The 12567-nt window shown below is 72.4% G+C and carries 10 protein-coding genes and 1 pseudogene; 2 read left to right on the top strand and 9 right to left on the bottom strand.

Annotation, left to right across the window (positions count from 1 at the left end):
- The 3 genes and pseudogenes from ACWGKQ_RS46610 to ACWGKQ_RS46600 all read right to left on the bottom strand — a co-directional run.
- Positions 1-1388, bottom strand: a pseudogene (locus ACWGKQ_RS46610) (Rne/Rng family ribonuclease); the annotation flags it as partial.
- A 276-nt stretch (positions 1389-1664) separates the two neighbouring features.
- A complete protein-coding gene (locus ACWGKQ_RS46605; protein WP_453298173.1) occupies positions 1665-2429 on the bottom strand; it encodes a TIGR03936 family radical SAM-associated protein in 765 nt (254 codons plus the stop codon).
- A 125-nt stretch (positions 2430-2554) separates the two neighbouring features.
- Positions 2555-3445, bottom strand: coding sequence for a hypothetical protein (locus tag ACWGKQ_RS46600; RefSeq protein WP_453298172.1), 891 nt, complete (start codon positions 3443-3445; stop codon positions 2555-2557).
- A 170-nt stretch (positions 3446-3615) separates the two neighbouring features.
- Between ACWGKQ_RS46600 and ACWGKQ_RS46595 the strand changes: the two genes are divergently transcribed.
- The gene (locus ACWGKQ_RS46595; protein WP_453298171.1) at positions 3616-3969 is read left to right on the top strand and encodes a DUF805 domain-containing protein; all 354 of its coding nucleotides are present in this window, start codon (positions 3616-3618) and stop codon (positions 3967-3969) included.
- A gap of 80 nt (positions 3970-4049) precedes the next feature.
- Here ACWGKQ_RS46595 and ACWGKQ_RS46590 read toward each other — a convergent pair whose 3' ends face one another.
- The 6 genes from ACWGKQ_RS46590 to ACWGKQ_RS46565 form a co-directional block, all read right to left on the bottom strand.
- Complete coding sequence (locus ACWGKQ_RS46590; protein ID WP_453298170.1) at positions 4050-4517, bottom strand: hypothetical protein; 468 nt, start codon at positions 4515-4517, stop codon at positions 4050-4052.
- A gap of 127 nt (positions 4518-4644) precedes the next feature.
- The gene (locus tag ACWGKQ_RS46585; RefSeq protein ID WP_453298169.1) at positions 4645-7374 is read right to left on the bottom strand and encodes a cation-translocating P-type ATPase; all 2730 of its coding nucleotides are present in this window, start codon (positions 7372-7374) and stop codon (positions 4645-4647) included.
- Positions 7371-8411 (bottom strand): polyphosphate kinase 2 family protein, encoded by a 1041-nt coding sequence (locus ACWGKQ_RS46580; protein WP_453298168.1) that lies wholly within the window; start codon positions 8409-8411, stop codon positions 7371-7373. Before ACWGKQ_RS46580 ends, ACWGKQ_RS46585 begins: the two co-directional genes overlap by 4 nt.
- Before the next feature lie 107 nt (positions 8412-8518).
- A complete protein-coding gene (locus tag ACWGKQ_RS46575) occupies positions 8519-8800 on the bottom strand; it encodes a DUF6400 family protein (protein ID WP_453298167.1) in 282 nt (93 codons plus the stop codon).
- Between the two features lie 127 nt (positions 8801-8927).
- Complete coding sequence (locus ACWGKQ_RS46570) at positions 8928-9536, bottom strand: VOC family protein (protein ID WP_453298166.1); 609 nt, start codon at positions 9534-9536, stop codon at positions 8928-8930.
- A gap of 87 nt (positions 9537-9623) precedes the next feature.
- Positions 9624-10373 carry an SDR family oxidoreductase gene (locus tag ACWGKQ_RS46565; RefSeq protein ID WP_453298165.1) on the bottom strand — a complete coding sequence of 250 codons (750 nt, stop codon included), beginning with the start codon at positions 10371-10373 and terminating at the stop codon, positions 9624-9626.
- 299 nt (positions 10374-10672) lie between these two features.
- Between ACWGKQ_RS46565 and ACWGKQ_RS46560 the strand changes: the two genes are divergently transcribed.
- Positions 10673-12541 (top strand): SpoIIE family protein phosphatase, encoded by a 1869-nt coding sequence (locus tag ACWGKQ_RS46560; protein ID WP_453298164.1) that lies wholly within the window; start codon positions 10673-10675, stop codon positions 12539-12541.
- Positions 12542-12567: the final 26 nt, after the last annotated feature.

Below are 12567 nucleotides of genomic sequence, written 5' to 3'. Positions count from 1 at the left end.
TCACCGCGGCGGCGGCGACGGCCACCGCGACGGCGGCGCCGGCGGGAGCCGGACTCCTCGGCCTCGTCCTCGCCGTCGGCGATGTCCTCGGCGGACTCCTCCGGCTCCTCGGTCTCGTCCTCGGCGACCGCCTCGGCGACCGGGGTCTCCTCCACGGCACCCCGGCGGCGGCGCCGGCGGCGCGAACCGCCGTCGGCCTGCTCGGCCGACTCCGCGGCGAACGCCGTGGAAGCGGAAACAGGAGCGGAAGCGGAGGCTGAGACGGCGGAGGAAGCGGGGGCAGTCGTGGCTGCCGCGAACTCCTCGGGCTCCTCGACGCCCGCGGCCTCGGCGGCCGCTTCGGCGGCGGCGCGCTGCGGGGTCTGGAACCTCGGCTCGGTGAACACGGGCGCCTGGAAGACAGCGACGGCGGGGCGGCCCGGGCGGCGCTGCGGCTCCTCCTCGGCGGCGGCCGCGGCAGCGGGCTCGGAGAACCCGATGGCGGCCTGTCGCGCGACACGGCGCCGGCCGCGGCGCGGGGCCTCGGCCTCCGGCTCGGCAGGCTCGGCGGCCGGGGTCTCGGCGACCGCCGGCTGCGGCTCCTCCTCGACGGGAGCGGCGGCGGGCTCGGCGGCAGCGGCCTCGGCCTCGGGCCCACCGGCGGGTGCGGAGACCCGGCGGGTGGCGCGGCGGCGGGTACGCGGTGCGGGCGCGGCCTCCTCGGCGGTCTCGGCGACCTCGGCGACCGCAGACGCCTCGACCGCTTCGGCGGCGGCGGTCGTGGCCGCGGCCTCCTCGTCCGGCTCGACGGGCGCGGACACCCGGCGGGTGGCGCGGCGCCGCGTGCGCGGAGCGGGCGCGGTCTCCTCGACGGCCTCGGCAGCCTCAGGGGTCTCCTGCGGCTGTGCCACCTCCGTCTCCGCCACGGCGGCCGGCTCCTCGGCGGCGGCCGGGGCTCCGGCGGGCGCGGAGGCACGGCGGGTCGCACGGCGCCGGGTACGCGGTGCGGGCGCGGCCTCCTCAGCGGTCTCGCCCGTGTCGGGGGTCTCGACCGCGGCCGTGCTCTCGGCAGGCTCGGTCTCAGCGGCGGCAGCGGGTACAGCGGCCTCCGTGGCCTCGGCCCCGGCCGGGGCTCCGGCGGGCGCGGAGGCACGGCGGGTCGCACGGCGCCGGGTACGCGGTGCGGGCGCGGTCTCTTCGGCGGTCTCGGCGGCCTCGTCCGTCGCTTCGGCGGCGGAGTCGAAGGTCTCGGCGGCCGGTATGGCCGGCGTCGCGGTCTCGGCCACGGCCTCGGTCCCGGCGGGCGGTCCCGCGGGGCGGGACGCGGCACGGCGACGCCTGCGCGGCGGCAGGGTGTCGCTGGGGGTGTTCGGTTCGGAGCCCTCGATGGGCTCGGTCGGTTCGAGCATGCGGGCGTTTCTCCCGTCAGGCTCCCGGGCGCCGCGCCTGGTCGGCGTCGATCGGATCGAACGACCGCCGTTGACGTCCGCGGCTCGCGCGGTGCGCGGTGCCGCCGTGTGGGGCGCGGGCGCCGCACAGGAGCTTTCTGTAGTCCTGTCTCGCCGGTTCCGTACGCCTTGTCGCGGACGGCCTGGCGAAAGTCTTCTGGTCGGTGCGCTGCCCGACCCAGGTGGCTCCCGAGTACGAGGGCGGCGCTACGACGTCCGTCCTTCGCGGGACCTTCCTTACGCCGGCGCCGTCGCGGCGGCAGTCGGTTCGGCCTTCGAAAGGGCCTCGGCTGCCTCGCGGTCGGGCGCGAGCGGGTCGGTCACCGTGCCGGTCTCTTCATCGAGCAGCCCCTGCGCCAGCCTGGTCACCGCTGCGGGGACCGGCGGCGCCAGGTCGGCCACGGCGCGGAGACCGGACAGGACGTCGTCGGGTCGTACGGCAGGCGTCACGTGCCGAACAACCAGCCGCAGTATCGCACAGGGCTGGTCGGTCGGCCTATCAGCCGTTTCACTCTGTGTTTCAAGTTGCACGACGGCGGGGCGGGCGTCGAAGGTGCGGACGCCGTTCTTGGTCATGCGCTGGACCTCTACGGCCTCGGCGGTGTTGAACGCGGCGACGGCCTGTGCGGCCTGTGCCGGGTCCACGCCGGCCAGTCGCAGCTCCCACTCGGAGGCGGTGAGCCGGTCGGCCAGTCCGGACGTGTGTGCCTCGACCGCGTCGACGATGTCGAGCCCGTCGGGCAGGGACTCGTCGAGGAGGGCGCGCAGCCGCTCCGGGTCGCGGGGTGCGGTGAGCGCGATCTCCAGGAACTCCGCCTCGCTGCCCGTGCCGGTGGGTGCGGCATTGGCGTACGACACCTTGGGGTGCGGTGTGAACCCCGCCGAGTACGCCATCGGCACCTCGGCGCGGCGCAGCGCACGCTCGAAGGCGCGCTGGAAGTCACGGTGGCTGGTGAACCGGAGGCGGCCGCGCTTGGTGTAGCGCAGTCGGATGCGCTGCACCGCGGGTGCGGGCGGTGGGCCTTCGGGCTGTCGCTTGCCCAGTGTCGTCAGTCCTTCGTGGTTCTTGTGGTTCCTGTGGCTCTTGTGCGAGGCCGTACCGCTGTCGGGCGTACGGCCGTGTACTGCTATCCATCAAGAGTACGTGTGTCGCGGTCCCTGGGTTCCCGGCGATCCACGGGCACGGGCCGCCTCGGCTCGCCGAAGAGGGCGCGGCGGAGGTCGGCGCGGGCCTGGCGTACGGCACGGCCGATGGCGCGTGCGGCCTCGGCCACCGGGTGCAGTACGAGGTCGCGGACGACGTGTCCGACCGGGGTGAGGACGGTCCGGTACATCCACCGCGCGGGCTCCAGGAAGATCCACCGGAAGAGGGTGCCGAGCACCCGTCCGACGGCCCGTGCGACGTACCCGGCGGCCCGCCAGGCGTGGCCGAGGGCCTCCCCGATCTCCCTGAGGACGATGCCGAGGACGTGCCCGGCCGGGGCGAGGATCCAGCGCCACAGGGCGAGGGCGGGCAGGACGAGGAGCACGCGCACGGTCCAGTACAGGGCGGTGCCGAGCATCTCGAACACCCATTCAACGGCCTTCGCGGCGGGCGTCAGGAGCCACACGACCGCGTGGCCGAGCGGGGTGAGCACGCGCGCGTAGAACCACGCGAGCGCATGGCCGATCGGGGGCAGCACACGCGCGCAGAGCCACCCGAGGGCATGGCCGAGGGGGGTGAGCAGGTAGCGGTACAGCCAGATCAGGGGTACGACGAGGAGCACGTGGAGAACCCAGCCGATCGCGCGTCCCACCGGGGCGAGGACGTACCGCCACAGGAACCGTGCGGTGGCGGCGAGCGCGTCCCAGAGCAGGCGTACCGGCAGGACCACCAGGAACACGAAGATCCGCACGGGGATCCTGATGGCGACGACCAGGCATCCCTCGGGGTGCTGCGCCTGCGGCTGCAGTTGCGGCTGTGGTTGCAGTTGTGGTTGTGGTTGTGGCGGCTGTTGGGATCGTTTCTGCATGTCCATGGCCGGAGAGACGCTATCGCGTACCGCGCGGATGCGATCGGGCGCCCTTGATCACCGAACGGCAGCGAGACGGTAACGGTTGACCCGCTCACGCCAATATAAATGGAACCGGCCATCTCGGCTTGATTTGCTGTGCGCACTATCAAGCCTTGATCCCAGGGGGACGAGTAATGAACTGGTACGTGGACGTACTGAAGAAGTACGCGGTGTTCAGCGGACGCGCGCGTAGGCAGGAATACTGGATGTTCACGCTGATCAACGTGATCATCGCGATCGTGCTCGCCGTCGTCGGCAACGTCATCCACTTCGCCGCCCTCGCCGCGATCTACAACCTCGCGGTCCTGCTGCCCAGCCTCGGTGTCGCGGTCCGCCGGCTGCACGACACCGGCCGCTCGGGCTGGCTGATCCTGGTCGGCATCATCCCGCTGGTCGGCTGGATCTTCGTGCTCGTCTGGCTCGCCTCCGACGGCAAGCCGGAGGAGAACCAGTACGGCGTCAACCCGAAGTACGCGGCCGCCGTCTGACCCCGCATCACCCCGAAGGCCCGCCGGAACCCTCCGGCGGGCCTTCGCTTGTACCGCAGTACCGCTGTACCGCTGTAGGGCTATACGGCGGAGGACGAGTTCCTCGAGTTGCGTTCGGCCTGGAGGTGCAGGACCAGGAAGAGGACGCGCAGGAGGTCGTCGGGGAGGGCGTGCAGGCCGTCGGGCAGCACGACGCGGCGGGGCCGGCCGCCCAGCAGGTCGTACTCCACCCGGAGCGGGCCGACTCCGCGCACCCGGCCGCTGAGCCTGGGGTGGTCGATCGGGTACGGCCCGACGCGCCGCGGGATCCCGGACCAGGCGGCGCAGTCGACGTCCCAGGTCCCGAACGTCCTGGGGACGCTGCCCAGGCGGCCGTAGCCGATCTCGATGTCGCCGATGCTGCGCAGCCGGCTGCCGAGCATGTCGTACTCCAGCGGATGCGGCCCGAGGGAGCGGGGCCGGCCGCCCCACCGGCCGTAGCCGATCTCGACGTCGCCGATGCTGCGCAGCCGGCTGCCCAGGTGGTCGTACCCCAGTTCCAGTTCCATGTCCGCCAACTCCCCCGCCGGTGCACCAGTGTTCGGTTTCCCCGATTGTGCGGCCGGTCCCGCGCGGGCTTCCATGGCGGTCGTGTCACGGTTTCGTCGCCGCCCGGACGATCCGGTCGGCGGCGCGTCATGTCCGCGGAACCGGCCTGCCGTTCCAGCGGGCGAGGAACTTGCCGATCTCCCACAGCGCCAGCAGCGCGAGCGCCGGGAGCAGGGTCCAGCCGAACTGGGCCGGGTTCAGTTCGGTCGTGCCGAGCAGTCTGCGGAAGGCGTCCATCTGGGTGACCAGGACGGCGAGGAAGAACTCGATCAGCATGGCCCGGTTCATCTGCTTGCTGTCGAAGCTGGCGGTGGTGAGGACGGTTCCGCGTTCGCTGCGGCACTCCAGGGCGGCCACGATCAAACAGAGCGCGAAGGACGTGAACGCCATCGACTGGCCGATCGCGACACTGCCGTAGCGGGAGGTGCCGAGGTCGATCAGGCAGAGCAGGCCGATGGTGATCACCAGGCCGGACAGCCCGACGGTGAGCATGACGCCCCGGGTGAGCACGTGCGCGCCGCGCGGTAGCGGGCGGCGGGCCATCAGACCGGGGCTCTGCCGGTCGAAGCCGAGCGCGAAGCCGAAGGCCGCGTTGACGAAGAAGTGGATCCACAGCACCTGCGTCGGGGTGAACGGTTCCCCGGCGGCGATGTCGAACAGGGTCGCGCCGAGGAACGTCAGCACGAACACCACGAGCAGCACGAGAACGAACCGGATGTACTTGGTGAGGTTGTCGTAGATCTTGCGGCCCTGTTCGACGGCGAAGACGATCGTGGCGAAGTTGTCGTCGGCGAGGACCATACGGCCGGCGTTCTTGGCGACCTCGGTGCCGGAACCCATGGCGATACCGACGTCCGCCGCTTTGATCGCGGGCGCGTCGTTGACGCCGTCGCCGGTCATGGCGACGACGCCGCCTTTCTTCTTCAGCGTCTCGGCGAGCAGCACCTTGTGTTCGGGCGCGACCCTGCCGACGACGCCGATGCCGTCGATCCGGGCGAGCCGTTCGCTCTCCGGGAGGGCGGCGAAGTCCGCGCCGAGCATGGCGTCCCCGTCGATGCCGAGCTGCCGGGCGATGGCGGCGCCGGTGACGACGTCGTCGCCGGTCACCATGCGGACCCTGATGTGCGCGGCCTGCGCATCGGCGACCGCGGCCTTCGACTCGGCGCGTGGCGGGTCGACCATGCCGACCAGGCTGGTCATCTCCAGGTCGGTGACGTGGCCGAGCAGGTCGCCGTCCGGGTCGAACGCCGCCGGGTCGAGGTCGCGGCGCGCCGCGGCCATCACCCGCAGCCCCTCGCCGCCCATCCGTTCGACGTGCTCCTGCGCCCGCTGCCGCAGTTCCTCGTCCCAGGGGACGGACCCGCCCTGCCCGAGTGCCGTGGCGGCCCGGTCCATCACGGCGGGCGCCGCGCCCTTCACGAAGCAGCGCACGACGGGGCGGCCGGTCTCGTCGGTGGCCCGGTTGAAGGTGGCCATCAGCTTGTAGGAGGGGTCGAAGGGCAGGACGGCGAGCCGGGGCAGCCGTTCCCGGGTGGCGTCGGCGTCCAGGCCGGCCTTGTGGCCGAGCACCAGCAGGGCGCCCTCGGTGGGGTCGCCGACGACCTTGCCGTCCACCAGCCGGGCGTCGTTGGCGACCAGGTAGGGCAGGACCGCGTCCGTCATGTCCGGGGCGCTGCCCACCGCGTGCCGGATCCGGCCCTCCAGGCCGTAGCCGCTGCCGGAGACGGTGTAGCGGTCGCCGACGTCGACGACCTCCACGGCCGTCATCTGGTTCATGGTGAGCGTGCCGGTCTTGTCGGAGTTGATGGCCGAGGTGAACCCCAGCGCCTCCACCGACGGCAGGTCCTTGACGATGGCCCGGCGCCGGGACAGGTCGACGGCGCCGATGGACAGGATCGTCTGGGACACGGTGGGCAGGGCTTCCGGGATGGCGGCGATCGCCAGCGAGACGGCGCTGACGAACAGCGCGTCCCACGCCGTGCCCCGGCCGCGGCCGAGCACGAACATCAGGATCATCGTCACCCCGGCCGTCCCTGTGATCCACAGGGTGAGCCGGTCCATCTCCCGGGTCAGCGGCGAGGCCTCCCGGCGGGTGCTCGACAGCATGCCCGACATACGGCCGAGTTCGGTGTCCGCGCCGGTCGCCGTGACCACCAGCGTGCCGCTGCCGTGGGTGACGGGGGTGTTCATGAACGCCATGTTCCGGCGCTCCCCCGGCGGTAGGTCGCCGTCGGTGAGCGTGGTCGCCTCCTTGGCGGCCGGCACGCTCTCCCCGGTCAGCGCCGACTCGTCGATCTGCAGGGCGTTCGCCGTGACGATACGGCCGTCCGCCGGCACCTCGTCGCCGGCCGCCAGCAGCACCACGTCACCCGGTACGACCTGCTCGGCCGGGATCTTCGACTCGGTGCCGTCCCTGCGCACCCGGGCGGTGGCCTTCATCATCGACTTCAGCGCGTTCATCGCGCTGTCCGCCTTGCCCTCCTGGCGCATCCCGGCGACCGCGTTGACGACGGTCAGGACGAGCAGCAGGATCCCGGTGCTCCACTCCTTGATGACGAGCGAGACGACGGCGGCAGCCACCAGGACCAGTTGCATGTAGCTGCGGTACTGGGCGATATAGCGGCGCCAGCCCGGCAGCGGTTTCTCCTCCGGCAGCGCGTTCGGGCCGTGCGACCGCAGCAGGTCCGCGGCGCGGGCGGCGGCCAGTCCGGCGGCCGGGTCCACCTCGAACGCGGCGGCCACCTGCTCCGGCGGCCGCGCGTACCAGGGCCTGTCGTCGGCCGCCCGGCCCTGCGGGGCGTCTGCCGGGGCGGTCATGAAGACACCTTCTTGTTCTTCGCCCCGTTCTTCGCCCTGTTTTTCGCCTCGCCCTTCGCCTTGTCCTTCGTCCTGTTTTTGTTTCTGTTTTTGTTTTTCTTCTCCGTCGCCGTGTACGGGTCCGGGGCGGCCCCCGTGGGTGCCTCCGCCTCCAGGTCCTTCCTGACTTCGGCCAGTTCACGCCGGGTCTCGTCGCTGACCTGCGGGTACTGCGGGTCGATGGCCATCAGGGTGTGCACCAGGACGGCGGCCGCGCACACCCTGGCGAACCACTTGTGGTCGGCGGGAACGACGTACCAGGGCGCCCATGGCGTGCTGGTGGCGGACAACATCTTCGAAAACGCCCGCTGGTAGTCGTCCCAGTAGGCCCGCTCGCGCACGTCGGCCGACGAGAACTTCCAGTTCCGCTCGGGTACGTCGATGCGTTTGAGGAAACGGGTGCGCTGTTCTTCCTTCGACAGGTTCAGGAGGATTTTCACGATCCTGAAGCCGTTGTCGGTCAGATAGCGCTCCCAGTCGTTGATCTCGCGGTAGCGCCGCTCCCACACGTCCGGGCCGCGGGCCGCGTCGGGCAGCTTCTGGCGGCGCAGGTTGTCCGGGTGCACCCGGACCACGAGTACTTCCTCGTAGTGGGAGCGGTTGAAGATGCCGATCTCACCGCGGCCGGGCAGGTTCCGGTTGTAGCGCCACAGGTAGTCGTGGTCGAGTTCGTCGTTCGAGGGGACCTTGAAACCGACCACACGTACGCCCTGCGGGTTCACTCCGCTCATGACGTGGCGGATGGTGCCGTCCTTGCCGCCGGCGTCCAGGGCCTGCAGGCACACCAGCACTCCGTAGGTGTCCTGGGCGGCCAGTCGCCGCTGGTAGTCGGCCAGCTGCTCGATACCGCTGCGCAGCAGTTCGACGCCGTCCTTCTTCTTGCGGATACCGGCCCTGAAACCGGGATCGAAGTCCTTGGCCAGCCGGACCTTGCTGCCCGGCTCGACCCGCAGCGGCTCGATGAACTCCGCGATGCGGTCGGCTCTGTCGTCACCCATGGTCCACCCGCCCTTCGCCGGCCCGCCCAGCCTGCCGCCGGCGGCCCGGGGCGTCCTCACCCCTCACGGGTGGTTCACGCCGTAGGGCTGCGGGCCGAGCGCGCGGATCAGACGGCCTCCACGTCGCCGCTCCCGCCGTTCCCGCCTCCGTCTCCGCGTCGCGGGAGGACACCGGCCGCGACGAGGGTGTCGTACAGCCGCTGCTGTTCCGGATCCAGGCCGGAGTACAGCATGTCGTAGGCCTCCTCCTCGCCCCGCACCATCTCGACGGGGTCCCAGCCGTCGCCGAGCGCCGCCATGACGTGCGCCCGGCGGGTCATCTCGTGGCCCGTGAGGTCGACGGAGAACTCGACCGGCTCGGTGGGACGGGAGGCATCTTTATCGGACATATAACCGAATTTAGGTACGCCATACGGCTGACGACAAGAGCCCGTGGGGCACATCACAGCAGGTCGGAGAGCACGGCAAGCCGGAGGGCGTGCAGGTCACGGGGCATGCCGCAGGCCTGCGCCCGGCTCACGAGGGCGGTTCGGTCCCGGCCTGCTCGCTCACCAGGTACCGCGCGTACCAGTCCGGCCAGTCCGGGTCCTCGGCGCCGGTGCGTGCCTCGTGCTCGCCGTGCGCCGCCGCGGCCCGGCGCAGGGCGTCCGCCAGGTCGTCGGCCGAGGAGAAGGTGGTGGTGGCGGGGTCGAGCCGCCCCGGGAGCCGGGAGGTGACCTCCTGGAGGAGCCAGCCGTTGCCGTCCGGGTCGCTGAACGACAGGAAGGAGCCGTAGCTGCCGTCGGGGCCGGCTACCCGGGCGTCGGCGCCGGCGTGGTGGAAGACCCCGCCCGCGTCGTGGAACACGTCGCTCGGGTGGGCGCCGTGCTGGGCCAGTTCGTCGTGGGCGGTCTTGATGTCGTCGACGATCAGGTGCAGGCCGCGGGCCGACCCCGGAGCCTGCTCGGTGACCGAGGACCCGAAGATGACCGATGCCGGGGAGCCGGGCGGGGTCACCTGCACCACCCGGAAGTCCCCGTCGCCGGCGACGTCCGCGTCGAGCCGCCAGCCCAGCGTGGTGTAGAAGTCCTTGGCCCGGTCGACGTCGGCCACCGGCACCACGACGACCTCCAGTTTCATGTCCATGGCTTGCGCCTCCCGTCTCGTAGGGCATACCGCGGGACTCCGAGGAAATCCGGGAAGACCGGGGAAGACCCGGGGACATCCGGGGAGTCAGTGTGCGAGCAGCTGCTGACCGCCGTCGATGTCGTAAGTGGCGCCGGTGAGGGCGTCGTTGACCATGATGTGCAGGGCGAGAGCGGCGACGTCCGCAGCGCCGACCACCCGGCCGATGGGCAGCGTCTTGCGCAACTCCTCGCGCCTTGCTTCCAGTTGGTCGCCGAGGAGGGTGGCCGACAGCGGAGTGTCCACGAACCCGGCCGCGATGAGGTTGACCCGGACGGGGGCGACCTCAAGGGCGAGGTTGGCGGTGAGCGCGGGCAGTGCCGCGGTGACCGCGCCCATCACGGCCATCCCGGGCGCGGGCCGGCGGCCGCCCGTGCCGCCGATGAACAGCAGCGTTCCCCCGGCCCTGACCTTCTCCCGGCCCGCCCGCGCGACCGCCAGCATCATCGCGAGCCGCCCGCCGAAGTCCCGGGCGGCGTCGGTCAGATCGAGTTCGCTGAGGGGGGTGTACGACGGGCTGCCCGCCGTCACCATCACATGGTCGACCCGCCCGGGCAGCTCCCCGAGGAACCGCTCCAGGTGTCCGGTGTCCTGGGCGTCGAGCACGGCGGTGCTCAGCGGGCGCAGCTCGTCCGCGGCCTGCCGCAGACGCTCGGCGTTGCGTGCCGCGAGCACCACGTCACCGCCGGCGGCCCGCACCTGCCGTGCCGTCTCCAGTCCGATGCCGGCGCTGCCGCCGACCACGACGACCGTCTGCCCGGCCAATTCTCCGCGTGCTCCGCTCGACTCACCGGGCATGACCGCCTCCACGTCTGCTTCCGCCGCCCCGACTCGTGGGCCCGGGCGGGTCGGGGAGCACCGTGCTTCAGACGTCGTGAACGGTTCCCGGCCGGCCTGCGAACGAACCGATCACAGCTGCGTCGCACAGAGCGGGACGGTCGGGGCCGCCCCGGGCACTCCGCCACGGCCACCCGACTCCGAACCCTCAGTCTGTCACCCACCCGGCGGAACGGCATCCGGTCGCCATGTCGGAAATGCCGGGGTAGACCGTAAGGAGGCGAAGGAGGCGAAGCAGGCGCAGAGGCCGCAAGAGGCGTGTGGCGACGCTGGAGGTGACGCTGGAGATGACCGGCAGGGCGGACCCTGGCGGAGGCGGCGGTGCGGGCGACGCCGGTGCGGTGATCCTGGACGCCCTGTTCACCCGGTCCCCGGTCGGCCTGGCCGTACTGGACAACGATCTTCGGGTGCTGCGGGTCAACACCGCCACGCCCGCCATGGACGGCATACCCGCCGGCGAGGTCGTCGGGCGCCGTTTCCCGGGTTCGCACCACGTGGTCGAGGAGGACGCGGCCGAGGCGCTCGTACGCGAAGTGCTGGACACCGGTGTGCCGGCGCGCGGCCGGGTACTGCACGCGCGGCCGCCCGCCCACCAGGGCCGGGAACGCCAGTACGAGCTCTCGGCGTTCCGCCTGGACGACCCGCACGGCGAGGTGGTCGGGGTGGCGCTGACCGTCGTGGACGTCACCGACCGGGAACGGGCCCGCAGACGGCTGGGCGTCCTGGACACGGTCCGGGAGCGCGTGGGCAACACCCTGGACGTGGTGGTGACCTGCCAGGAGCTGACCGAGGTGCTGGTGCCGGCGTTCGCCGACGTCGCGATCGTTGAGGTGGTGGACTCCGTCATCCGGGGCGACGCCCCGCCGGCCTTACCGCTGCCGCCCGGCACAGCGCTCCGGCAGGCGGCCTTCCGCAGCACGGCCGGCGCGAACCCGCCCGACGCCCACGCCGTCGGAGACGTACGGGCCATGCCCTCCCCGACCCCGTTCAGCCAGGCCCTGGCCGACCTCCTGCCGCGGGCCGTCGCCCTCCGTCCCGGTCTGCCGTGGCTGGCGGCCGACCCGGCCCGCGCCGGTGCCATCCAGGCATCGGGCGCCCACGCCCTGCTCGCCGTTCCCCTGGCCCTGCGCGGCAGCGTGCTCGGGCTGGTGAGCCTGTACCGCAGCCGGACGCCCGAACCGTACGACGAGGCCGATGTCGCCCTCGCCCGCGGCGTCGCCCGGCACACCGCCCTGTGCGTCGACAACGCCCGCCGCTACACGAGGGACCACGCGGTCGCCGCGACCGTCCTGCAGCGGATGCTGCCGCTCCACCCCGCCTCGCACACCGGCCTGGAGGCCGCGGGCATCGCGCACCGGGGGGACAGCGGGGCCTGGTACGACACCATCGCGCTGTCGGGCGCCCGGACCGCGCTGGTCGCCGGGGCGGTGCCCGGCCGCGGCATCCACGCGATGGCGGCGATGGGACAGTTGCGTACCGTCGTCCGCTCGCTGGCGGCCATGGACCTGGACCCGGAGGATCTCCTGGCCCGCCTCAACGACACCGCGATGTTCCTGGCGGCCGAGCGGGCCTCGCCGCCGCCGGTCGACCCGTACCGTCGCAGGCCGGGCACCGCCAGTTGCGTGTACGCCGTGTACGACCCGCTCTCGCTGACCTGCACGGTGGCGACGGCCGGCCATCCGGCACCGGTCGTCGTGCGTCCCGACCGGACCGTCACCCGGCTGGAGCCGAGCGGGCCGTGGCTGGGCAGCACCGACAAGTCGCCGTTCGCCGCCGCCCGCATCCGGCTCCCGCACGGCAGCGTGATCGCCTTCCCCGGCACCCCCGGCCTGGACACGCTGCTGTCCGGCGCCGGGAGCACGCTGCGGACGGCACCGGACTACGCGGACCGCCCGTTGCAGAACCTGTGCGACGACATCCAGTACAGCCTGGCCGCCGACCCGGCCACGACCCACATGACCCACACCGCGGGTACGACGGACACAACGGGTACGACGGGTACAACGGGTACAACGGGTGCGACGAGTACGACGGAGGCGGACGACTCCGTACCCGTGCTCCTGCTGGCCCGCACCCGTCCCTTCCCCGCCGACCGCGTCGCCACCTGGCACCTGGCACCTGGACCATGAACTCACCGCCGCCGCCACGGCCCGGA

Source organism: Streptomyces sp. NPDC054770, assembly GCF_053611985.1.
Note: the sequence above shows the minus strand (reverse complement) of the source record. Positions and strands in the feature narration are given on the sequence as shown.